The sequence below is a fragment of the Roseiconus lacunae genome (assembly GCF_008312935.1).
GTDB classification, from domain to species: domain Bacteria; phylum Planctomycetota; class Planctomycetia; order Pirellulales; family Pirellulaceae; genus Stieleria; species Stieleria lacunae.
This window is the reverse complement of sequence record NZ_VSZO01000012.1, coordinates 18,553-41,856: the sequence shown is the minus strand read 5'-3', so window position 1 is coordinate 41,856 and position 23,304 is coordinate 18,553. Positions and strand designations below refer to the sequence as shown.

The window sequence follows — 23,304 nt, the reverse complement described above, 5'->3', positions numbered from 1 at the left end:
TGTCCGATGCCGGTACACTACCCCACCGAATGCAAAAAGCGCCTCGGTGCCAAAAGCGAGAAGAGTTAAAGAAGTTTATCGTAGGAAATAAGAAGTAGAGTCGAATGACGATTTCGAAAGAACGTAAAGCTGAGGTCATCAAGGAGCACGGTTCGCAGGAAGGTGACTCGGGTTCGCCAGAAGTTCAGATTGCGATTCTGACCGAGCGAATCAATGGCTTGACCGAACACATGAGGACACATCACAAGGATTACGCTTCGCGGCGTGGTTTGTTGGGATTGGTCAGCAAGCGTCGTCGCTTGTTGGACTACGTCCGTGGTGAGGACCCGCAGCGGTACCTCGATATCATCGGAAAGCTGGGCATCCGAAAGTAGCCCAGCCATCGGCCGCCAATCGGCATGACACGGCTTCGGCCGGTGGTCGCCATGGCGGTGGCCAACAAAGATTCTTTTCGCGATCTTTTCTATTCATGCGGACCCGGCGGTTACATTGACCATCGCCGGGCGGGGTTCGCGCAGGTATTGTCGCCTGCCACTGCACTGGCTGATTTTGCGGTTGACCACCGACCCCGAAGGAGCAGCTTCCGGTTGGTCTATCTGTGGCGTTCTTTTCCACAGGGTTGTTTGCGGCCAGTGCCGCCTTCGGCCATTCGAAGTCCAGTCCGGATATGTCTTTGTGCTCGAGTTTCTCGGATCGCTCGGGTGCTTCGGTCTGAAGCTAGATTCCCACCTCTGATCAATCCCAATGATCGGCCGTCGTTGTTGACTTTGCCGTGGGAGCCTTCAGTGTTCTGTGAATCTGGGAAGTTGTTGTTGTGATCCGAAATTATTTCTGACTTTGTTCAGCCGGCCGGCAATGGGGCCGGGAAGGCTTGCAAGGTCGTTGTTGTTGAGTGTTGTTGTTAAGGAAAGAAAAGTGACTGTCAATAAAATTCGCGTTGAGAAGAAGATCGGCAGCCAAGTCCTGTCGTTCGAGACCGGGCAACTGGCTAAGCAAGCGTCCGGATCGGTTCTCGTGCAGTACGGCGAAACAGTCGTATTGGTTGCCGCAACGAGCAGTTCGCCACGGCCCGGGATCGACTTTTTCCCGTTGACCTGCGATTACCGTGAGCGTTTTGCCGCGGCCGGTAAATTCCCCGGCGGTTTTTTGAAGCGTGAAGGACGTCCGTCGACCAAAGAGATCTTGAGCTCGCGTTTGATCGACCGACCGATTCGTCCCCTGTGGCCGGAAGGCTTCATGGACGAAGTTCAAGTTCAAGCCATGGTCGTCGCGAGCGATCAAGAGAATGACGGCGACGTGTTGGCCATGAATGGTGCCGCCGCCGCGCTGTCGGTTAGTTCGTTGCCCTTCCTGGGCCCGGTCGCATCGGTGCGTGTCGGAAAGGTCAACGGCGAACTGGTGGCCTTCCCAACCAATTCGGAACTTGAAGAAAGCGAATTGGACATGATTGTCAGCGGCTCGAAAGAGCAAGTCGCGATGATCGAGGGTTTTGCCAATGAGATGCCCGAAGATCAAATGATGGAAGCGATTCAGTTCGCTCATGGTGTGATCCGTGACATCATCGATCTGCAGCAGGAGCTGGTCGATCAGGTCAAGCCGCAAAAGGACGAGTACGTTGCTCCCGAAGACGACGGATTGCTCGAGAAATTGCGTTCGGCGTACTACGACGCCTTCAAGACCGCGATGCAAACATCCGGTAAGCATGATCGCGCCGCCGCGTGCTCGGAACTGCGTGACAAAGCAATTGCCGAGATGATTCCGGATCCGGAAGCCGAAGGCGCGATCTGCGTCAAACGCTTCAAGTCGGTCTGGCATGATCTGGAAGGAATCGTCGCCCGTGACCTGATTGTTTCGGGGACCCGCCCCGACGGTCGCGATACGACCAGCTTACGTCACATCCACTGTGAAACCGACGTCCTGCCTCGCGTTCACGGTTCGGCAATTTTCCAGCGTGGCGAAACCCAAGCGTTGATCACCGTCACGCTTGGCACCGCCCGCGACGAACAACGCGTCGACGGTTTGCATGACGAGTTCAGCAAAAAGTTCATGCTCGATTACAACTTTCCACCGTTCTCGGTGGGTGAGTGCCGCCCGATTCGTGGCCCCGGCCGTCGTGAAATCGGTCACGGTTGCCTGGCCGAACGAAGTGTCGCCCCGGTTCTGCCAACCGCCGACGATTTCCCCTACACCGTTCGTGTGATCAGCGACATCACCGAATCGAACGGCAGTAGCTCGATGGCTTCGGTCTGTGGTGCGACCTTGGCCCTGATGGCCTCCGGGGTCCCGATTAGCAACCCCGTCGCAGGGATTTCGGTCGGACTGGTTCGTAAGTCCGAAGATGACTTTGTGTTGTTGACCGACATTTTGGGCTCTGAAGATCACTTCGGTGACATGGACTTCAAAATCGCCGGAACCCAGAACGGGATCACCGGTATTCAGTTGGACTTGAAGGTCACTGGCATCAGCGACGAAATCATTCGTGCGACGCTCAAACAATCGCGTGAAGCCCGCATCGAAATCCTTCGCAAGATGTTGACCACCATCCCACGGCCGCGTCGCGAAATCGCTCCGACCGCACCGCGTTTGTTACGAACTCGAATTTCACCCGATAAGATCGGTGCGTTGATCGGCCCCGGCGGAAAGAACATTCGTGGCATCCAGGAAACGACCGGCTGCGTGATCGAAGTCGAAGACGACGGAACAGTTTTGGTCGCCGGCAACAACAAGGACTCGGCCGCCGAAGCGATGAAGCAAGTCGAAGCCTGCACCGCGACCGTTCAGATCGGAAAGATCTACGACGGAATCGTCAGCAGCATCAAAGACTTCGGTGCCTTCGTTGAGATCCTTCCCGGCCGTGACGGTCTGTGTCACATCAGCGAATTGAGCAGCGGCTACATCAGCAGCATCGACAAGGTCGTTCGCGTCGGTGATGCGATGAAGGTCCTCGTCATCGATGTCGACGAACATGACCGCGTAAAACTCAGCCGTCGCCAGGCGCTCGAAGAGCTTGGCGAGCCCGATGAGATCGCCGCAATGGTCGGTGAAGACGAAGAATCGGGCGATCGCGGTGGAGACGACGGTGACCGTCCTCGACGCCGTGGTGGCAGCGGACGTCGACGCGGCGGCAACGGCGGCGGACGCTCGCGTCGCGACTGATCCGAGATCGCATTGAATGGTTCATCATTAAAACAGCCGGCCGTGGAAACGCAGCCGGCTGTTTTCTTTGGTTGCCGATCGCTGATCGGTGAGATGTGCTCCAGCTATCGTACCCAATTCGACACTGATTTCTTGGGACGCTAAACAGGATCGACGCTAATGGTTTCGGCTCACGGAATACGCTTTGGTGACGAACGAAAGCATGGGCGGATTCCGCGACGCACTGATGCACGAAACTGAACGTTCGGGCATGACAGTTTTAATGACGACTCGCTTGAACAAGTAGCTCTGCGGTTTTCTGCATCACGTCTGGGGCGTTCATTAGAAAGCTGTGCAGTACGGGAACCGTTTGAAAGCTGCTCGCACCGTTGAGTTTGGCTTCTTCGACGCTCACCACAAAGTCGCCATCGCCGGAGGTCAGCGGGTTGCCAATCGGCGGATCGATATCACCGGCGATGATGTGAAACGGAAACGGTGGCGTCGCAAGGTTCGATTCGAATTGTTCCCAGCGAGCCCCCAGTTCGGTGCCGCCTTGGCCGGTGACCCATTCGAATAACTTGGTTTTCCCCAGCCGGCGTGCGATCAAGGCGCCTTGGTTGGGCGGGCCGAGCATGACCATTGATTGGCAGCGGCCGAGGATATTGGTGGGGTCTCCCTCGCGTTGCAGGTCACCGACCAAGTGACGGACGACGATGTTACCCATGCTGTGCCCGACGAAGCTGAACGTCGAGTCGGCCGGAAGGTCTTCGATGATTTCTCGGAGGGCCGCGGCATGTTGTCCGATCGATTGGCGGGTGCTGGCGTAAGAGAAGCGGATGCAGTTCGTCATTCCGGCTTCGGCGAGAACCGGTTCGAGAGTTTTCATGCTGCCGGAGGTCCGCATCAATCCATGAAGCAATACGACGTAGTGTTGTCCGCCGGAGACCTGCGATTTAGGGCTCAGCCGTTCGAGTTCGCTTTCGCATTGGGGGCGACTTCCCCAAGCTCGGCGAATGTTGTCACGATCGAGAAGCCGCCAATGCCCGGTCAATGCGTTTCGTTGAACGCGATAGCCGTCGCGCCAAAGATGGTCGGTCCACAGTTGCGTTCCGCCTGCCGTTTTCAGCGGCAGATTGAAGTTGAACCGTTCGGGCATCGTCCCAGTCTCGGCCTGTCGTTGCTCTGTGTGGTGGCTTTCAGATTGCCTGTGTCCGTTGACCGAATCTCCGGCGGCAACGCGGTTTCGTCCGCACTGAATACTGAGGGTCACGGCAAGGCACAGTAGCATTATCTTTCGCATCAGGCTGGTCAAATCGTACGGAGAATGGAATGAATCGGGCCGCGACAATTGAGACGATCATTTAGTAACGATGACACGTTTGCGTCGACCGGGGCGTTGATTGTCGTGCCTAGGAAAGACAGAGCCTGACGGGTTGTGTTACTTCGTTGAATTGGAAACAAAAAACGTCAGCCCGATTTATTGAACCGGGCTGACGATGTGTTTGGTTAGATTCGCTAGCGTTTATCGCATGTGGGTGCTGCGGCGACTGACCCGTTCGCTTTTGCGACTCATGTAGTGCGTCGCTTCCTCGGCAACCAACACTGTTTCGCCGGATCGAATCTCGGTTCGGAAGCGATGGTGCCCATCGGTTTCTGCTTCGGCAGCGATTTGAATCCGAACTTCTTCGCCGGGGCGAATCGTTTTGATCGGATCAAGCAGCACTTGACCGGTCATGACCTGACCGCTGTGACCTTCGATGCGGCGAGGTTCGATGCCTTTGCTGAACTGGGCAACGGCTCGGACATCGTTCGCTTGGCGGCTTCCACGGTTCTTAATCACAATTTCATAGGTGACTTCCGATCCGACCGGGGCGGGGGCCGGTGGGTCGTTGATGCTTAGCACCAAGTCGGCAATCGATTCGACTTGGGTTTCCAACTCGACCGAGGTTCTGCCGGCGGCAGAGCCGGTTGCTAGGAAGTCAAAGTTATGGACTCCTTGGGCGACCATGTTGCAGGTGAACTCGTACTCGCGAGTTTCACCGGGAGCGAGCGTGTCGATTTCCCAAGTCAATTTCGACCCGCGTCGGCGGGCTTCATCAAGTCCACTGACGTAGCGGGTGCCCGGTGGCAATCCCAGGCTTGCCTGGACATTGTTGCTCGCGGTGGTTCCGTTGTTTGTCAGCTGCAGCTGATAAACTGCATCGGTGTTTTGGTACTTCAGTTCGGGGCCGCTCAAGACCGCTTCGAGTTCAGCCGCGAGTACTTTGATCGTTTTTTCCGCTTCGGTTTTCAATCCGAGTTCACCGGTGGCGAAGCCGTGGATCTTCAAGTCACCGAGATCTTGTGCGGTTAGCTCCACCTCAAACTGGGCTTCCTTGCCGCTGGGGATGTTGCCGATCCGTTGCGTTTGCGGTGTGGGCGAATTGGGCGACAGAGTGAACACGACGTTCGGGGCGATCCCGTCGCCGGGGTTCAGGACGCGAACTTTGTAAGTTTGCGATTCCCCGTAGATTACGTCTTCGGGGCCTTCGATTACGAGGTCCAGCTTGGGCTCGCGAACTTCGACCTTGGCGATACTTTTCTGAGGCACTAACGTCCAGTCGACGTCCAGTTCATGTGTCCCGCTTTGCAACGCTTGTAAGCGTACGAACAACGTTTCTCTGCTTCCCGCCGGCAAGCGGTCGAGGGCCCAGACCATTCGCTTTTGGGTATCGCCATTGGGTGGATTGATTTGGCCACGCGAAGCCGATTGGCCTTTGATTTCGGCCCAAGCAGGGAGAAGCGTGCGAACCATCACTCCTTCGGCGTCGATCGAGCCACGGTTTTCGACCCGGATTTCAAACACTTCGGTTTGACGAATCACGAGGTGACGCGGGCCTTGGGTGATCACACGAATTCCAGGCAGTTCAGACGCGACCGAGATCTCGTCGGGTGACACTTCGCTTTCCACCTGCGCGGCCGGCGCCCGGCGTTCAGTGCTGGCCGCAAACGGAGTCGTCGGAGCTGTCGCCGGGGTGGGGTTCGCAGCGATTCGGTGTTGCGGAGCAGAGGCATGGCCACGGTGAGCTGCAACGGGAGGAATCTGCGAGGGTTGGGGGGCGCCCAGCGCCGATGTCGGTGGGGTGACTGCGATCGGTGCTGCCGAGGGCATTGCGATTCCAGACCCAATCGGTGCGGGATTGACCGATGCGGTTTCGGGGCGAAGTGGAGCGTCAGCTGGCTTTAACGCCGCACCGCGAGGTTGGTATGGTCCGTACTGCGAAGGATCAAACGGGGCTCGCGCTACGTCTTGAGGCGTCGACGCAGTTGGGTTTTCGGGGAGTTGGAACGCGTCTGCTGACGGTCCGATCCGTCCCGAAGCAACTTGCCCCTGGGCGCCGAACGAAGGAGTCGCCGGAGCCGTCATCGCCGGAGCTGGCATCGCCGGAGTCGTCGTCGTTGTAGCTGTCGAGGGCGCCGCTTGCGGAACCGTTGCCACCTGAGCTGGCGTCTGGTCGACTTGCGATTGGGTGATCGATGGCTCGGGGCGTACGACCTGCGGGGCGACGTTGGCGGTTTGCGTCTCGGCCGGTTCGTTGGTGACTTGTTGAGGCGTTCTTGCCGGTGGCTGGATAGCTTTGGGGGCGGTCACCGCAATTTCAGCCGACGGCGTTTTCTTGGCCGCTGGCTTGGCCGCCGAGGGGACTTCCTTGCGGGGAATCGATGGGACTGAGCCGACCGTCGCCCCGTCCGCAACTTTCGCGTCGGTGCTCGGCTGGATGGTCGCCTTTTTCTTAGCCGGCTGAGGTGGCGAATCGCTGGATGCGATTTGCTCGTCTGGTCGATCGGTCAAGCGTGCTTGGGCACCAGAGGGCGACTTTGACGAAGTGGACTTCGCCGTTTCGGTGGTATCAGGTTTGATACGACGGCGAGAAATTTTCGGGACGAGGTCGTCCTCTTCGATCTTGGCGGCCTTGGCGGCGGCGATCTCAGACGCATCGAGTGTCGGCAAATCGCGGCGTCCGCTTCGTCGGCTACTCGAAAGAGGCGATAGGCTCGACGGAGAAACCGAGTTGGTCTTCGAGGAAGCAACTTGACTGGGCACCGATGCCGTTCGGCGGCTGCTCGTCGGTGGTCGACCGGCATCCGAGTCAACGCGTTGTGCGGTGTCGAGTGACGGCGCCTTGGGTAGCGTTGGTGCATTCAACTGCGCCGCGTTGGATAACGGTGTCAGACGCGAAGTGGCGACGCGTTGTGTGGTCGACAGGCGTGCTTCACCTGGTTGGGGATCACGAATCGGTTTGGGAGCTGATGACCGCGGTTGCGACTTCGCTTGGTGGTAGGGAATGCCCTGCCAGTCAACCGGCGGCGCCGGTTGACTGGGCGACCGATTTGCTTGAACGGTCGTTTGCGGTGCGGAAGTCGAACTGCTGCCTGCGGTTCCGAACAGATCGTTCAGGATGCCGCGTGCTTGGGGGGCTCCGGACGATTGACGATTCGACGACTGACGATTCGGTTGATGTCGCTGGGCCGCTTGCGATGACGACTGGTTATCCGATCCGCCGAACAATCGCGGTAGAAACGACAGTGAGCGTCCGGAGTCCACCGCCGGTGCGGTGGGCTGCTTGCCTACGACTTGGCGAATCTTCGATGCCTGATTCGCTGTTTGAACGCCGTGAGCCGTTTGGACCGGTTCGCCGTTCGATCCGGTTTGACGATGAAGGAGACGCGAAGCCCCACCGGGAGTTGCCGACCAAGCGGGGCCGCCGGCGATGATCCCGATAAGTGAGTAAATTGCAAATGTTTTGAAGCGTCCGCGAAGCATGCGTCCATCTCATATTGTGCGTAAATACAGCCTGACTCTCTCGATATCGGAACCAAGATTGATTCAGTTGAGTAGAATTTGCGGGTTGTTCGGATTGTCGGATCAAGGAAGCTTGTTTCCCGCAGTCAATGTTTCACGCGTTCGGGTCGCTCACCCGAGTTCAATGTCCGTTTTGCCGAGTCACCGAGGTGGGGATTCTTTTGATGCGTTCTTTTTGTTGCTGGTTCTTAGGAGTGTTATTCGTGGCCACTGCCTGTCAGCCTGCTGCCGCCGAAGTCGTCGATGTTTGGTTCGGTACGTCCACCCCGCGTGGTGGATTGAGCAAAGGGATTTATCACGGCGCGTTTGACACTGACGCGGGTAAGCTTCGCAATGTCGAACTCGCCGCAGAGATCAGCGGTCCCGGATTTTTGGCTAAGCATCCGAACGGCAAAATGCTCTACGCCGTCGCGACAAAAGATGGCACGCCGTCGGTCGTCGCTTATCGGATCGACGGCGAGCAGGGTAAGCAGACGTTGGCCGAAGACAGTGCGGTGGCGATTGGTGACGGAGGCGCCGCGCACGTCTCAGTTAGCCGCGACGGAAAAGTGGTCTTGACGGCTCAGTACGGAGGCGGTTCGACGGCTTGCTTTCGGCTTGACGAATCCGGCAGTCTGATCGAACGGTCGGACTTGCAAGAACATCCCGCTGGTTCGGGAGTAGTGCCCGGACGCCAGGAAACCGCTCACGCACACTGGACCGGGACCTCGCCCGATGATCGCTTCGTCTTCGTTCCTGATTTGGGGATGGACAAGGTTGTGATTTATCAGTTGAACTCGTCGGCGGGGACCTTGAAACCGCACGGCTATGGCGTCTGCCCTCCCGGCGGTGGACCGCGTCACATGAAGTTCAGCCCCGATGGCAAACGAGCGTACGTGCTCAACGAATTGGCTTTGTCGGTCACCGTGTTTGATTACGACGCCGAAGCTGGCAAGATGACTCCCGTGCAAACGATCGAGACACTTCCCGAGAGCGTGAAGGCAAACGAAGTGTTTAATAGCGCTTCGGAAATTCGTGTGCATCCCTCCGGACGCTTTGTTTACTCAGCCAATCGTGGCAATGATTCGATCACTGCCTACTCGGTCGACGAAGCCACGGGGCGTTTAAGCTTGATCGAGGTCGAGCCGATTCACGGGGCTTGGCCCAGAAACTTTAATATCGATCCGAGCGGACGTTACTTGTTGGCGGCCGGGAAGAACACCAACTCCGTTTCCGTTTTCACCATCGATCAGAACACGGGGAGCTTGCAATTCACTCGCGATGCCGTCTTTGTCCCGCAATCAATTTGCGTGATGTTTTAAAGCAATTTTTGGAACTGGTTCCAAGTCTTGGTATTGGCGACGTCGACTTTGGTCAGGCCGCCGCGTCGGGCCTGTTTAATCCCGTACCGCATCACATCCAGACCTGCCGTTTGGTGGGCGTCGGTACTGATAACGATCGGGATCCCCAGTTTTTTCGCCGCGGCAAGATGGATCTCATTGAGGTCCAGTCGCGCCGGGTTCGCGTTCAATTCCATCATCGTTCCCGATTCAGCGGCCGCCTGTAACACGGCGTCCATGTCGACCTCGTAGGGCGGACGCCGATTGAGCAGTCGTCCGGTCGGATGGGCGATGCAGTCAACATGTTCGTTTTTGATCGCACCAATGATGCGATCGGTGATTTGTTCGCGTGATTGACGCTGCCCATAATGAACACTGGCGAGCACCCAGTCGGCTTCGGCGAGCACATCATCGGGTAAATCCATGCCGCCCGATTCCAAGATATCGCACTCGATGCCTTTAAGGATCACGAGTTTGCCTTCGTATTCCGGGCGGACCTCATCGATCTGCTTCCACTGTTCACGTAGCCGTTCCGGATCGAGCCCCATCGCCATCGTGACGCGTTGACTGTGATCGGTGATGGCGATGTACTTCAACCCACGCTCGATCGCCGCATCGGCCATTTCTCGGATTGTGTTCTGTCCATCCGTCGCGGTGGTGTGCATGTGCAAGTCACCGCGAACGTCGGGTGTTTCGATCAATTCGGGCAACTGCCCTTTTTCGGCAAGTTTGAATTCCACGCGATCTTCGCGCAATTCCGGTGGAATCCAAGGCAGTCCGATCGCGGCGTAAACGTCTTGCTCCGTTTCACCGGCGACTTGGGATTCGTCGTCGATGTTAAAAACACCGTACTCGCTGATTTTCAGACCTTGCTCCTTAGCGATTCGGCGCGTGCGAATGTTGTGTGCTTGCGAACCGGTAAAGTACTGCAGCGCCGATCCAAACTGATTGGCGTCGACGCATCGCATGTCGACTTGGAACGCTTTGCCGACTCGGATGGAGATTTTGGTATCGCCGCGTCCGATCGTTTGACTTCGCTCTGGATAGGACTCCAGATGGTCCATCGCAGCGTCGCGATCCTTCGCGACGACTAGCAGATCGAGGTCACCGATCGTGTCACGTCCGCGACGATACGAACCCGCCCATTCCATTTTCTCGATCGAATCGCACCCTTGCATGTGCTCGCCGATCGATCGAGCCAAATCATCTCCGGCTGACCAATAGATTCGCTCGGCGGCTTGTTCGGCAATCGAAAGTCCGTCGAGAATGGAATCGGCCGTCTTTTTGCCAAAGCCTTTGAGCTTCGCCACCGAACCGTCTTCGCATGCTTTGCGGAGGTCATCGAGGGATCCGATCTCGAGTTCCTTCTGTAACGTCGCTGCCTTCTTGGCACCCAGGCCCGGGATCCGCGAGATCTGGATCATGACTTCGGGGATTTCGCCACGCAGTTTTTCAAGCTGCGGCAGCTCACCGGTTTCCAATAAGACCTTGGTTTTGTCCGCTAGCGTTTTACCAATCCCCGAGAGGTCGGAAAGTTTTCGATCGGGATCGGCAACGATCTCGGCAACCGATTCATCGAGATCACGAATGGCTTTTGCGCCTTGCTTGTAGGCACGGATGCGAAATGGATTTTCGCCTTTGAACTCAAGGAGTTCGGCAAGTTCTTCAAAGACGGCTGCGATGCCGGAGTTATCCATCGATCGATTGATCCTTCGTTTCGCCTGAGCGGATGTTGGTTCGAAAGAAACTTCGCTTCGGATCCGAAGAAGCTGTTGTGAAGCGAGAAACCGTGGCTAACGCCATTCGGCTAATTCTAAACCGTGGCTAATGCCATTCGGCTAATTCTAAAATGAAGCGAAGGTAGCGGACTAGTGATGCGGGATCGAATTGCCCCTTGCTCGATAGCCTGGCATGTCAGCATCGGATTTGTGACGACGGCATCGACCTTTTACTTGGCGGTCGTGCGGCTTCGAAGGCCGACTCACTTCCGTAAGCCAAACGCAAGCTTCGAGCCTGCTTCGCGGAAAGCAAGGACTCGCGGTCGGCGCCGTCGGCTTACAGGTCGGCACACATCACGTTAGTCGACGTTCCTGCGGTGAAGAAGTCGCGGCGGCGGGCCTAGTTGGCGGGCAACCATCCGGCGCTACTTCGCTGCTTTCGCGGTGCCGGCTGGGTCATCGTCGGTTGCTGGGTACCCGACGCTCGGTCGATCGTTATCGCTCGTTGGGCGGTTTCGTCCGCGCGGCGATGATCGATTCGAGGCAGGGAATCAAGCTCCTCCCACGCGGCGACCTGGCGAACCGCGGTCTCACGTAGTTTGACTTCACGCACTGGGGTGCGAGTACCCGTGGAGTTAGTTTGGAAACGATCGTCGTAGTTCTTGCTCGGCGGCGGCAGCATCGGCGGTTGTTCGATCGATCCGCCGCGTTGGCCGGTGTAGCCGGTCGGAGTCTGCGTGAATGGTGGGACCGAATTGATCGTATCGCTGGCGGACTGGGGCGGCTGGCTTGTGGGAGGCACTCCGATCGGTCGCACCGAACTGTAGGTCGGCGCGATCGGTGCGGGAGTTTGCCCCGAAGTTGCTTGACCGGAGAGCGATGGAGGCGTCTGCGCCGTGATCCGGTCGCCACTGCGGAACAGTCCGTCGGGGCTTGATCCGCGCATCCGTCCGGTGACTGGCGGATCGAGTTGGATTCCAGATTCGCCATCGTTCGGCGAAGGACCAGCGGGATCGGCTTGGTTTGTATCCGGTTCAGTCAACGGAGCGTTGCCGTTCGAATCACCACGGCCGTTGTAGCGGTAATAGTCGTCGTACGGGTTCTGGTAATCGTCTTGCAAGGGTGCTGATTGTGGCTGCGATTCCGGTGCGGGACGCTGAGCTTCCAACTGCGGTTGTCCGGTGTCCTGTTGGTCAGCCGGGTCGGTCCCGGGGGCCGAGGATTGGCCGGTCAGCGGCGAGGCGTTGAGGTTGGATCCTTGAGGGAACTGACCTTGCGAATATTGGTTGGGAGGGATCGTGGTCGGGATCGGACTGACACCTGATACCCCTGGGATCGATTCACCACCGACTTGATTAATCGTCGATGGAGTGGAGAACGTACCCGGAGTCGAAGTGGGGGGCAGGACATTCGTTTGGGCGTAGCTACTGCCGAGCGGGTTGGCCGCGTACGGGGTCGCACAAGGATCAAGAGGACTCGGGCCCAGCGTTTGGATCTGAGTCGGCGGGATCGTCGACGGCATCAGAGTGTTGTACGGCACCCGTTGCAGTTGTTGGACATAGGAACTGCACGATTGCTGAACCGTCGAGGTTGTGCCGGTGATCGGGTCGACCGTTGTGACAGGGCGATAGTAGGTGACCGGCGCCCGGTAGTAGGACGTGACGTAGTCGGTGTTTCGACCGAGCAGTGAGTTGAAAAAACGTGCCAGTCCGGAACCCAGTCGCCATCGTCGCGGTTCGTAAGCGAGCGGAACGGTGGTCGGGACCGTTGACAGTGCCGGGGCCGCGTAGGACGTCGGGGCGACAGATCCATAGCCAGCGGTGTAGCTGGTCGACGGAAGGATGGGGTTGGCGGTTCCGCGAAGCGTTTGCGAGATCGGCACCCGCGAAGCCTGGTAGGGCGTCACATTGGCAGGCGAACCAATCGGCAAGCGATAGGAGGTGGCTGCGGAACTGTCGACCGGAAGTCCCGTATAGACCGACGGATTATTGAATGACTGAACCGGCGTGTAGCTTTGCACCGCAGTCGTGCCACCTTGGTAGACCGCGTTGCTTTGGTACAAGGCGTTGCCCTGATAAATACTTCCGGCTGCGTAGGCGGGACGCTGGGCGGCGATGACGCCGCTGCTGGCCGCGGGAACGCTGGGCTGGAAGCTTTGTGAATAGCCCGGCATCGTGACGGCTTGCGAACCTCCGGGAACAATCCCCATCGGTGCACTGACAGGCGCGTAGGGATAGTTTGCCGTGTAGACCGGCGAACGGCCGAAGAGCCAGTCCAAGCAGCCAGCCTGAGCTTCATTGCCGAGGCATCCGAAGGCGGATACCGCGATGAAGGTGGCAGCGAGTTGGGTTGTCAGCCGGCAAATGGTCATCGAAAAATTCCGTCACAGCGGTAAAAGGGCAATCGCGATCCTCTCGGGGGGGCTGTGGTGGTGGAAAGTCCACAGTTCTCCCGCAGAAGTGGACGCCGCAGAAAGGGTTTGGTCAATGATTTCGCCAGTTGGATCATTGCGTTGGAAAGCGATTTCGACACCTAATTGCCGGTCGTATCGATATTTTTGACTCTGCCGCCGAGATGGCAGACAGTTGTGTCGCCGGGGTCCGTCCTTCCGTCCCGGCTGCCATCGTGACACGTGCCCGGAGCGGGCTGTCACGCGTTAAACCAGGGAAAAAGACTTGTCGGCGGTCGACGCCGCCGCTTCCACGATTCGGGCGACCATTCCTTGAAAACGTGGCCCCTGAAACGACGAAAATTTTCCAGTACGGTCGGGTTGGCACAAGTGTTGCTTTGAGGCGGGTTCGATCAGTGGGACTGTCATTTCGTCGACAATCTGGTTCGCGGAGAGGTAGGAGCGATCGACCGGCAGGTCCCCATCGAAATTTCCCCTAACAAGCTGCAACGCCGCCGAGTCGCGGTGGTCCCCCAAGTGGAATCACCGGACCTGCTCGTCGGTTTGCCTATTGAAACCTCACAGGAGAGACAACGTCGTGGCAAAGCAAATCGTTTTCGACGACGACGCCCGAGCGCCACTGCTGGCCGGCGTCAGCAAATTGGCGCGAGCCGTCAAGAGCACGCTTGGCCCACGCGGCCGCAACGCCGTGCTGGACAAGGGCTGGGGCTCACCCAAAGTCACCAAAGACGGCGTGACGGTTGCCGAAGATATCGAATTGGATGATCCGTTCGAAAATCTCGGCGCCCAACTCGTGAAAGAGGCTGCCAGCAAGACCAATGAGGTCGCCGGCGACGGCACCACCTCGGCAACCCTGCTCGCCGAAGCGATCTATCGCGAAGGCCTGAAAATGGTTGCCTCCGGTGCGGACCCAATGGCACTGACACGCGGCGTGAACAAAGCTGTCGACGCAGTGGCTGGACAGATCCAAAAGTTGGCTAAGCCCGTCAGCGAGAAAAGCAAGTCTGAAATCAAGCAAGTCGCGACGATCGCCGGGAACAATGACCCCTCGATCGGTGACGTCTTGGCGAACGCCTTCACGAAGGTCGGCAAGAACGGTGTCATCACCGTCGAAGAAGGCCGCTCGAACGAAACCTATGTCGACGTCGTCGAAGGGATGCAGTTCGATCGCGGTTTTCTCTCGCCTCACTTTGTCACCGACCAGGACAACGTGACGGTCGAGTTGGAAGATTGCTACATCTTGTTGTTCGAAGAAAAGATCAGCAACAACAAGAAGATGATTCCCTTGCTCGAAGCGATCAGCAAAGAGAAGAAGCCTTTGTTGGTGATCGCCGAAGACGTCGAAGGCGAGGCCTTGGCGACCCTGGTTGTCAATAAAATGCGTGGCATCATCTCAGCCGCTGCCGTGAAGGCACCCGGTTACGGTGACCGTCGCAAAGCGATCCTCGGTGACATCGCAACCTTGACCGGTGGCGAAGCGATCTTCAAAGATTTGGGCATCGACCTGGAAAGCGTCAAGCTGAAGGATCTCGGCCGCGCGAAGAAGGTTCGCATCACCAGCGACACGACCACCATCGTCGGCGGCGCCGGAAAGAAAGCGGCGATCGATGGACGCGTTGAGCAAATTCGTCGCGAAATCGATATGACCGATAGCGACTACGATCGCGAGAAATTGCAAGAGCGTTTGGCTAAACTGGCCGGCGGTGTCGCTCAGATCAATGTCGGTGCGGCGACCGAAACGGAAATGAAAGAGCGTAAGGCTCTGATCGATGACGCCCGCGCGGCGACCCAAGCTGCTTTGGAAGAAGGCATTGTCCCAGGCGGCGGAACGACGTTGTTGCGTTGCCGCCCCGCCGTCGAAAAACTCGCCAAGGAACTCAGTGGCGACGAACAACTCGGCGCCCACATCATTCGCAATGTTCTTGATCAACCACTGCGAACGATCGCCGGCAACGCCGGTCTTGATGGGGCCGTTGTCGTCAATCGCGTCAACCAACTTAAAGGCAAGACCGAAGGTTACGACGCGAACGCAGACAAGTACTGCGACCTGTTGGCCGCCGGAATCGTCGACCCCGCAAAGGTCGTCCGAACCTCGCTGACCAACGCTGCTAGCGTCGCGACGTTGTTGCTGACGACCGAGTCCTTGGTCACCGAAATTCCCGTCGAAGAAGACGACGCGGGCGGCGACCACCACCATGACCACGGCATGGGTGGAATGGGTGGTATGCCAGGCATGGGAGGAATGGGTGGCATGGGCGGCATGGGGATGCCCGGCATGATGTAAGCCATTGCCGTTCCCCTTCTCTTCCCTGCTCTGTTTGCAGGTTTTAAGAATCGATCGCTCGCGAAAGGCCGCGAGCGATCGACTAAGCAACCCTTCAAAATCAATCATTAATAAAACGGAATAGATCGCATCATGGCTAAAGTAAAACTGCGTCCACTGGATGACCGAGTTGTTGTTCAACCTGTTGAAGCGGAAACCACCACCGCCGGCGGTATCGTGCTTCCCGATTCGGCGAAGGAAAAGCCACAGCGTGGCACCATCGTCGCAGTCGGTCCCGGCAAACTGCTCGAAAGCGGCAACCGTGGCGAACTGAGCGTCGCCATCGGTGACACCGTGATCTACGGCAAGTACGGCGGAAGCGACATCGAAGTCGACGGCCAAGAAATGAAGATCCTTCGCGAAAGTGACATCTTGGCGAAAGTTCTGTAGTCGATTCAGTCCGCGTTTTCACTGACAGAGGAAAACTCTCGTGGCAAAACAACTTCTTTTTGACGATCACGCCCGCGCACGAATGCTGGCCGGGATCGACAAGTTGGCCGACGCCGTCGCTGTGACGATGGGACCGACCGGCCGTAACGTCATCATTGACAAATCCTTCGGCGGACCGACTGTCACCAAAGACGGTGTGACGGTTGCCAAGGAAGTCGAATTGGAAGACCGATTCGAGAACATGGGTGCCAAGTTGGTCATCGAAGTCGCCCAGAAGACCAGCGATTTGGCTGGCGATGGGACGACGACTGCGACCGTCCTTGCCCGCGCAATCTTCAAAGAAGGGTTGCGAAACATCGTTGCCGGTAGCAATCCGACCGCCGTTCGCCGCGGGATCGACAAAGCGGTCAACGCCGCTTGCGATCACTTGGTCGAAATGGGCCGCCCGGTCGAAGACAAGAAAGAAGTCGAGCACGTCGGTGCGATCAGTGCGAATAATGACCCGAAAATCGGTGAGTTGTTGGCCGAAGCACTTGAGCGTGTCGGCAAAGACGGCGTGATCACGGTCGAAGAGGGCAAGACCCGCGAGACCTCGGTCGATTACGTCGACGGAATGCAGTTCGACAAAGGCTACATCTCTCCGTATTTCATCACCGACGCCGGCTCGATGGAAGCGAACCTTGAGAACGCCTTGGTGTTGTTGTACGAAAAGAAGATTAGCAACATTCGCGACCTGGTTCCACTTTTGGAAAAATCGGCTCAGACCGGTCAGCCTTTGTTGATCATCGCCGAAGACGTTGATGCCGAGGCATTGACGTTGTTGGTCGTCAACAAGCTTCGTGGGACGTTAAATGTCTGTGCCGTGAAGGCACCTGGATTTGGCGATCGCCGCAAGGCAATGTTGGGTGACATCGCGACGTTGACCGGCGGTACGCTGATCAGCGAAGACTTGGGGATCCAACTCGAAAACGTCACGCTCGATCAGCTCGGCCGCGCCAAGAACGTCACTGTCGACAAGAGCAGCACGACGATCGTCGAAGGCGGCGGGAAGCGTGAAGACATCGATCAACGGGTCGCGCAAATCCGTGCCCAGATCGAACAAACCGATAGCGACTACGACAAAGAGAAATACCAGGAACGCTTGGCCAAGCTGGCCGGTGGCGTTGCGGTCATCAGCGTCGGTGCGGAAACCGAAGCCGAAATGAAGCAAACCAAGGCTCGCCTCGAAGACGCACTGCACGCGACCCGTGCGGCCGTCGAAGAAGGCATTCTGCCCGGTGGCGGTGTCGCCTTGGTTCGTTGTATCGAAGCAGTCGAAGCGGCTAAGAAATCGGCTCGCGGCGACGAAAAGATCGGTGTCGAAATCGTCTTGGGTGCCCTGGCAGCTCCGATGAAGCAAATCGCTGACAACGGTGGAATCGATGGCAGTGTCGTCGTCGACGAAGTCCGTCAGATGGATGCCCACATCGGCTACAACGCTCACAGTGGCGAGTACGGCGATATGTTCAAAGCAGGTGTGATCGATCCGGTCAAAGTTGTGCGAACCGCACTGACCAATGCCGGTAGTATCGCCGGGTTGTTGCTGACGACCGAAGCGATGGTCACCAACTTTGAAAAGGAAGACAAAGAACGCGTTCCCGCCGAAGGCGTCGTTGCTTAATGACGCTGCGATGAACGTGTCGCAACCACATCGACGGGCCGCTGCCTTTCATTCGGCAGACGGCCCGTTTTTGTGTGCGACGTTCTGGCTGGCAACCCAGGCGTGACGGATCGTAGGGTTGCCGTTTTATCCAAACACGTACACGACGATCGTCAGTGTCGATGAGCAATAAGCGAGATTACTACGAAGTCCTGTCTGTCGAACGCACGGCAACGAAAGTCCAGATTGATCGTGCGTATCGAAAGCTAGCGATCAAGTACCACCCCGATAGCAGCAAGGCCGAGGACGCCGTCGAACGCTTTAAGGAAGCGTCCGAAGCGTACGAGGTGCTCAGCGATACCGACAAACGCGCTCGGTATGATCGTTATGGGCATGCCGGTGTGGGCGGTGGCGGCAGTCAGTTCAATGACGTCGAAGACATTTTCGAAGCTTTCGGGGAGATGTTTGGCGGCGGCGGCATGTTCGGTGACTTGTTCGGCGGGCGCAGCGGTCGTTCGCGGCGAGCCCGTCGCGGTGCCGACATTCGCTGTGACGTCACGCTGACCCTTGAAGAAGCCGCCAAAGGCGTCAGCAAAGAGATCACCTTCCGCCGAAACGTTAGTTGTGGCACTTGCGAAGGAAGCGGCGCCGCACCGGGCAGCCAGCCAGAGGTCTGTGCGACCTGCGGTGGACGCGGCCAAGTCGTCCAGTCGGCCGGGATCCTACGAGTGCAAACCGCCTGCCCGCATTGTGGCGGCAGTGGCAAGCAAATCAGCCAGCCTTGCACCGATTGCCGTGGCAGCGGAATGCAAACCGAAAAGGCTGAATTGACCGTTGAGATTCCAGCCGGTGTCGACGATGGCATGCGAGTTCGCGTGCAAGGTGAAGGTGAAGCGAGTGCCAACGGTGGGCCACCGGGTGATTGCTACTGTTTTATCACCGTTCAGCCGCACGAGCTTTTCCGCCGTGACGGCAGCAACCTGATTTTGCAACTACCGATCTCCTACAGCCAAGCGGCGCTCGGTGCCGAACTGGATGTGCCGACACTCGATGGCCCCGAGTCCCTGCGGATCGATGCCGGTACACAGAACGGGGAGGTCTTCACGCTATCAGGCAAAGGCGTCGTCGACCCGCGAGGGGGACGCGCCGGGGATCTGCTCGTCCAGGTCTTTATCGAAGTTCCCAAAAAACTCAGCACCGAACAAGAAGACTTGCTGCGCAAGCTCGCCGAACTCGATCATGAATCCGTGCTGCCGCACCGAAAAACATTTCTTGAAAAGGTCGCCGACCTGTTCTAGTGCATTACCGAATTAAGTGATCTTAAGAAGACTATCATGAGCGAACCGATCGATCCTGAATTGGAAGAAAACAACAACGTCGACTCCGAAGCTGGCAACGATCAGACAGTTGACCAAGCCTTCTCCGATGACGAATCGCTTGATCCTTCGGCGGCCGGGCAACCGGAATCACGCGACGAAGAGATGGAACGTTTGCGGCGGACCGCTGCCGAAGCCGACAAGCGTGTCCTGCAGGCACAGGCCGAAGCCGAGAACTTTCGCAAACGGATGCGACGCGATTTTGAATCGCAAATTAAATTCGCATCAACCGATCTGGTCATCGACTTGCTGCAAGTGCGTGATAATTTGAATCGAGCGATCGAGGCGGCCGAAAACAGCGGCCAAACCGATGCGCTCAAAGAAGGCGTTGCGATTGTCGCTAAGCAAATGGATGACGTCTTTGGCAAGCACGGCGTGACAGAGATTCCGGCCGCAGGCGAAACGTTCGATCCGAATCTGCACGAAGCGATTTCTCAAATGCCCAGTCCTGACGTCGAAAGCGGAAAAGTCGCTCATGTTGCCCAGTCGGGCTTCAGGCTTCACGACCGGGTCATTCGCCCCAGTCAAGTTGTTGTCAGTACCGGTCCAGCTAGCTAACGCTCGTCGGTGCCGTGTCAACCTCTGAAACGAGGATCGGCCGAATGGCGTTAGCCACGGTGTCGTTGCAAAAGCAGTTTTGCTGCAAAAGCTGGGGCCAAGGTCCGTCAGCTGATCAATCAATCCCGTCAACGCAACGCCCTCGGCTAACACCGTTTCCGCACGGGATAGAGAACTGCATTCCATTTCGGACCAGTTTTTAAACTGACTTTGGTTCAATCTAAGCGTAACGCCGGACGCCTCGGGTTCGTTGATCCCTGCGTCCGGTATCAAACATTCTCCTGATAACTTTCGATTTAGCTGCCCTCAATAAAGTGTTGTTTGTCCATGCCAACGTATGATTACGAATGCGATGCCTGTGGGTACAAGATGGAACTGTTCCAAGGGATCAACGATCCGGTCAAGAAAAAGTGTCCGGAGTGCGGCAAGCAGAAACTGCGACGGTTGTTTGGCAGTGGCGCCGCGATCGTGTTCAAGGGAAGCGGTTTCTACCAAACCGACTATCGAAGTGAGAGCTACAAGAAGGCCGCCAAAGCGGATTCGAGTAGCAAGTCGGAGTCGAAATCGAGTTCTAAAAAAAGTGATTCCAAGCCCGCGAAGAAATCCAAAGGCACTGACTAACACTTTTCGATCACTCGAGATTCGATGCCATATCAAGCGTCTTCCCAGCGACTTTCGGTGAGCCGATCGGCTATCCTTGTGATCGACTTACAAGAAAAGTTGGTCCCGGTGATTCCATCGGCTGACCATGTCGTTCAATCAACCGAAGCGCTATTGATGGTCGCCGAATTGCTTGAGATTCCCTCGGCCGCGACGGTGCAGTATCCCAAAGGGCTCGGTGGTCTGGTAGAGCCTCTTGACGAGTGGTTTCCTGAGCCGGAAGAAAAACTTGACTTTTCGGCGTCTGTCTGTCGACGCGAACTCGATCGCTGGATCGATGCCGGTCGCGATCAGATCTTGATTTGCGGGATCGAAACTCACATTTGTGTCTTGCAAACGGTGATGGATTTACTGCAAGAAAGCTTGCAGCCCGTCATTGTCGCCGAGGCCGTTGCCGCTTACGGAGGTTGGGAGCATGAATTGGCGATCGACCAAATGAAGGCACTCGGTGTGACGATCACCAGTGCCGAATCGATCATCTATCAATGGCTCGGCACCGCGGGGCATCCACAGTTCAAAGCGATCAGCAAGATTGTGAAGTCATACTTCCGCTAACGTCGCCGCCTGCGATTCGATTGGCACTCGACAACAAAGAAACGTTCAACCCCCAGAGTGAAAATCGTGAGCCGATCGCGCCAGCGTCGGGCCTCTGTCACGAAAACGACGTAAACGGCGGGGGGACAGCTGGCGCCGTCGACTGACAATGTGTCAGATAGGATAGCCGCCCAGGCTTTCAGAGACTTAAATGCGGCACAAGCCACTGCCGCGTTTCTTAACCGCGACCTTAACCAGGCGTTTGTTCTTACCGTATCGATGTCCAATGGCATGCTACGTTTAGGAACATTCGATCCGGATGAATGATTGGTTGTCCCTCGGTTCTCATGCGTGACCGATGTGGATGTTTGTCTCACTTAGGTCACGTTTCGATGCAGTGCTTGGATTGTCAGCAGGAAATGCGGTGGAACCCTCATCGCAACCATCACCGTTGTTTGTCATGCAACAAGTTTGGATTTGAAACCGCGGTCGATGATCCGGCAGAGCCGTTCGAGGTAAGCGACGGATCACCCGGCGTCGCCTGTCCTCGTTGTCATGTCGGATTGCAGTTTGCAAACTTGCACGGCAAGTGGCGCGTTTGTTTCTGTGATGAATGTCGTGGCTATGTCATTGAAAAAGGTTGCTTGGCGACGGTCATTCACGAAAAGCGGATGACGTATCAAGGCGAAGACGCTGTGCCGACACCGATGAATCAAGTCGAGCTGAAAGATCGTTTGCAATGCCCGGCGTGTTTGGAAACGATGGAAACTCATCCTTATCACGGACCGGGGACGGTGGTGATCAATAGCTGCAATGGTTGCGGAGTTGCTTGGCTCGACTATTGGGAGTTGGCGGCGATTATACGAGCGCCCGGTCGGCGCCCACCACGAGGTTCTTCGCCGATCGTTCCGGCGCGACCGGTGGTTGACTTCGGCGGACGAGAACGCGACCCATTAATGCGGAACGGACTGTCGCTGTTAAATCTCTTGCTCGGTTGACCCAAACGGCAGAGGGGCCTGGAGAAACAGACCCGCGATGCGAGTGACCGATTCGCTACATTAGACAGTCAACTACTTTTCTGTCTCGTCTCTTGTCACGGTGATCGGATGACCGGAACGCCCCGACCGGCTTCGCGGCCAACCTCTCAGTCTGCTTCTCGCCCGCTTCCGGCTCGCACGATCGACTATCGGCATAGCGCGCAATTTGTTCCGATTCTCGAACACCTCGGATGTTCATTGCTGGTGTCGACCTATGCCGCCGGAAAGGTTGTCAGTGTGGGAGCAATAGACGGTCAGTTGCATTTGGGATTTTCTAATTTTCAACAAGCGATGGGGATCGCGCCTCCTCAATCGGGAACCTTCGCCAACGCACATTCCCAGACGCAACCGAGCACGCAGGGAGACATTATCGCGGTCGGCGGACCAAACTTGATCTGGTTCCTCAAAGACGCCGGACCACTGGCCAATCAAGTCGATCCGGCGGGCACCTATGATCGAGCGTTCTTGGTCCGTGAATCATTCGTGACCGGAAACATTAGCATTCATGAAATGGGCTGGGGGCAAGAACAAGAGCTTTGGGTCGTCAACACACTGTTCTCTTGTTTGGCGACGTTGCACGAAGATTTCAATTTTGTTCCTCGTTGGCAACCATCGTTCATCGACCGATTGGCTCCCGAGGATCGGTGTCACCTCAACGGAATGGCAATGGTTGACGGCCTCCCACGCTATGTCTCCTGCTTGGGGCTTTCCAACGCACCCCGAGGCTGGCGGGAAAACAAGGCCGACGGCGGATCGCTGATCGATGTTCAATCCGGCGAACTGATCGCGGGAGGATTTTGTATGCCGCACTCTCCACGGATGCATCAAGGAAAGCTGTTCATGCTCGACAGTGGCAAAGGTTTGTTGGTCACGGTCGATCCGGCCGATGGCACCGTTGATGAAGTCGCCAGCTATCCAGGTTATGGACGCGGGTTGGCATTTGCCGGGCAGTTTGCATTTGTCGGGATGAGTCGCGCCCGCGAGCGATCCGTTTTTGGAGGAGTGCCGATTTGCGAAAGCTCAAACGAGATGCGATGCGGTGTCGTCGCGATCGATCTTGTTTCAGGTCGCAGTGTCGCATTCATCGAATTTGAAAGCGGTGTGGATGAATTGTTTGACATACAAGTCATTGTCGGTTCACGTCGCACAGTGTTGTGCGGTCCCTATCCTCGGGAAGACCAACAGAAACCGGTTTGGGTGGTGCCTCCGCCGAACGTCGTGTCGAATTTGAGTTCCCAGCATCAAGCCGGATCAGTGAAGCGGCGGCGATAAGTTTTGCGATGCGAAAAACGAAAGGCCGACGTCAGGATCGCGACGGTTCGATCGGGCGTAAATCGGTACGGAGCGGAATTGCGCGAATTT

At 57.1% G+C, this 23,304-nt stretch carries 16 protein-coding genes; 12 read left to right on the top strand and 4 right to left on the bottom strand.

Annotated features, from left to right (window positions below; genetic code table 11):
* The first annotated feature begins 104 nt into the window (after positions 1-104).
* Positions 105-374: a 30S ribosomal protein S15 gene (rpsO, locus tag FYC48_RS16495; protein WP_094418212.1), complete on the top strand. Its 270-nt coding sequence runs from the start codon at positions 105-107 to the stop codon at positions 372-374.
* Between the two features lie 541 nt (positions 375-915).
* The gene (gene pnp / locus FYC48_RS16490) at positions 916-3,156 is read left to right on the top strand and encodes a polyribonucleotide nucleotidyltransferase (RefSeq protein ID WP_149497836.1); all 2,241 of its coding nucleotides are present in this window, start codon (positions 916-918) and stop codon (positions 3,154-3,156) included.
* 259 nt (positions 3,157-3,415) lie between these two features.
* Here pnp and FYC48_RS16485 read toward each other — a convergent pair whose 3' ends face one another.
* Together FYC48_RS16485 and FYC48_RS16480 are read right to left on the bottom strand one after the other, a co-directional pair.
* Positions 3,416-4,435: an esterase/lipase family protein gene (locus FYC48_RS16485; RefSeq protein ID WP_235034289.1), complete on the bottom strand. Its 1,020-nt coding sequence runs from the start codon at positions 4,433-4,435 to the stop codon at positions 3,416-3,418.
* A 222-nt stretch (positions 4,436-4,657) separates the two neighbouring features.
* Entirely contained in the window at positions 4,658-7,939 is a 3,282-nt protein-coding gene (locus tag FYC48_RS16480; RefSeq protein WP_149497835.1) for a DUF11 domain-containing protein, read from the bottom strand.
* 242 nt (positions 7,940-8,181) lie between these two features.
* Between FYC48_RS16480 and FYC48_RS16475 the strand changes: the two genes are divergently transcribed.
* A complete protein-coding gene (locus FYC48_RS16475; protein WP_235034288.1) occupies positions 8,182-9,279 on the top strand; it encodes a lactonase family protein in 1,098 nt (365 codons plus the stop codon).
* On the opposite strand, the gene polX is transcribed toward FYC48_RS16475, so the two are convergent.
* Both polX and FYC48_RS16465 read right to left on the bottom strand, forming a co-directional pair.
* Positions 9,276-10,994 (bottom strand): DNA polymerase/3'-5' exonuclease PolX, encoded by a 1,719-nt coding sequence (polX, locus tag FYC48_RS16470; protein WP_149497833.1) that lies wholly within the window; start codon positions 10,992-10,994, stop codon positions 9,276-9,278. The genes FYC48_RS16475 and polX overlap by 4 nt on opposite strands.
* A gap of 421 nt (positions 10,995-11,415) precedes the next feature.
* Entirely contained in the window at positions 11,416-13,386 is a 1,971-nt protein-coding gene (locus FYC48_RS16465; RefSeq protein WP_149497832.1) for a YML083C domain-containing protein, read from the bottom strand.
* Between the two features lie 616 nt (positions 13,387-14,002).
* Here FYC48_RS16465 and groL (FYC48_RS16460) point away from each other — a divergent pair.
* From groL (FYC48_RS16460) to FYC48_RS16420, 9 genes are all read left to right on the top strand, one after another.
* A complete protein-coding gene (gene groL / locus FYC48_RS16460) occupies positions 14,003-15,709 on the top strand; it encodes a chaperonin GroEL (protein WP_149497831.1) in 1,707 nt (568 codons plus the stop codon).
* A 132-nt stretch (positions 15,710-15,841) separates the two neighbouring features.
* A complete protein-coding gene (gene groES / locus FYC48_RS16455; RefSeq protein ID WP_149497830.1) occupies positions 15,842-16,138 on the top strand; it encodes a co-chaperone GroES in 297 nt (98 codons plus the stop codon).
* Between the two features lie 40 nt (positions 16,139-16,178).
* Positions 16,179-17,798, top strand: coding sequence for a chaperonin GroEL (groL, locus tag FYC48_RS16450; RefSeq protein WP_149497829.1), 1,620 nt, complete (start codon positions 16,179-16,181; stop codon positions 17,796-17,798).
* Positions 17,799-17,959: 161 nt separating this feature from the next.
* On the top strand, positions 17,960-19,075 hold the full coding sequence (dnaJ, locus tag FYC48_RS16445) for a molecular chaperone DnaJ (protein WP_149497828.1): 1,116 nt from the start codon (positions 17,960-17,962) through the stop codon (positions 19,073-19,075).
* A 36-nt stretch (positions 19,076-19,111) separates the two neighbouring features.
* Positions 19,112-19,711, top strand: coding sequence for a nucleotide exchange factor GrpE (grpE, locus tag FYC48_RS16440; RefSeq protein ID WP_149497827.1), 600 nt, complete (start codon positions 19,112-19,114; stop codon positions 19,709-19,711).
* A 327-nt stretch (positions 19,712-20,038) separates the two neighbouring features.
* Positions 20,039-20,332 (top strand): FmdB family zinc ribbon protein, encoded by a 294-nt coding sequence (locus tag FYC48_RS16435; protein WP_149497826.1) that lies wholly within the window; start codon positions 20,039-20,041, stop codon positions 20,330-20,332.
* A 24-nt stretch (positions 20,333-20,356) separates the two neighbouring features.
* The gene (locus tag FYC48_RS16430; RefSeq protein WP_149497825.1) at positions 20,357-20,926 is read left to right on the top strand and encodes an isochorismatase family protein; all 570 of its coding nucleotides are present in this window, start codon (positions 20,357-20,359) and stop codon (positions 20,924-20,926) included.
* A 371-nt stretch (positions 20,927-21,297) separates the two neighbouring features.
* A complete protein-coding gene (locus tag FYC48_RS16425) occupies positions 21,298-21,903 on the top strand; it encodes a zf-TFIIB domain-containing protein (protein WP_160149577.1) in 606 nt (201 codons plus the stop codon).
* Between the two features lie 108 nt (positions 21,904-22,011).
* On the top strand, positions 22,012-23,214 hold the full coding sequence (locus tag FYC48_RS16420; protein ID WP_149497823.1) for a TIGR03032 family protein: 1,203 nt from the start codon (positions 22,012-22,014) through the stop codon (positions 23,212-23,214).
* Positions 23,215-23,304 lie beyond the last annotated feature (90 nt).

Bases quoted from the DNA above. Each gene is read 5' to 3' on its own strand.
- FYC48_RS16435 (WP_149497826.1), top strand. From the start codon at position 20,039: ATGCCAACGTATGATTACGAATGCGATGCCTGTGGGTACAAGATGGAA.
- FYC48_RS16480 (WP_149497835.1), bottom strand. From the start codon at position 7,939: ATGCTTCGCGGACGCTTCAAAACATTTGCAATTTACTCACTTATCGGG.
- FYC48_RS16430 (WP_149497825.1), top strand. From the start codon at position 20,357: ATGCCATATCAAGCGTCTTCCCAGCGACTTTCGGTGAGCCGATCGGCT.
- grpE (WP_149497827.1), top strand. From the start codon at position 19,112: ATGAGCGAACCGATCGATCCTGAATTGGAAGAAAACAACAACGTCGAC.
- dnaJ (WP_149497828.1), top strand. From the start codon at position 17,960: ATGAGCAATAAGCGAGATTACTACGAAGTCCTGTCTGTCGAACGCACG.
- FYC48_RS16420 (WP_149497823.1), top strand. From the start codon at position 22,012: ATGACCGGAACGCCCCGACCGGCTTCGCGGCCAACCTCTCAGTCTGCT.
- groES (WP_149497830.1), top strand. From the start codon at position 15,842: ATGGCTAAAGTAAAACTGCGTCCACTGGATGACCGAGTTGTTGTTCAA.
- FYC48_RS16425 (WP_160149577.1), top strand. From the start codon at position 21,298: ATGCAGTGCTTGGATTGTCAGCAGGAAATGCGGTGGAACCCTCATCGC.
- FYC48_RS16485 (WP_235034289.1), bottom strand. From the start codon at position 4,435: ATGCGAAAGATAATGCTACTGTGCCTTGCCGTGACCCTCAGTATTCAG.
- polX (WP_149497833.1), bottom strand. From the start codon at position 10,994: ATGGATAACTCCGGCATCGCAGCCGTCTTTGAAGAACTTGCCGAACTC.
- rpsO (WP_094418212.1), top strand. From the start codon at position 105: ATGACGATTTCGAAAGAACGTAAAGCTGAGGTCATCAAGGAGCACGGT.
- FYC48_RS16465 (WP_149497832.1), bottom strand. From the start codon at position 13,386: ATGACCATTTGCCGGCTGACAACCCAACTCGCTGCCACCTTCATCGCG.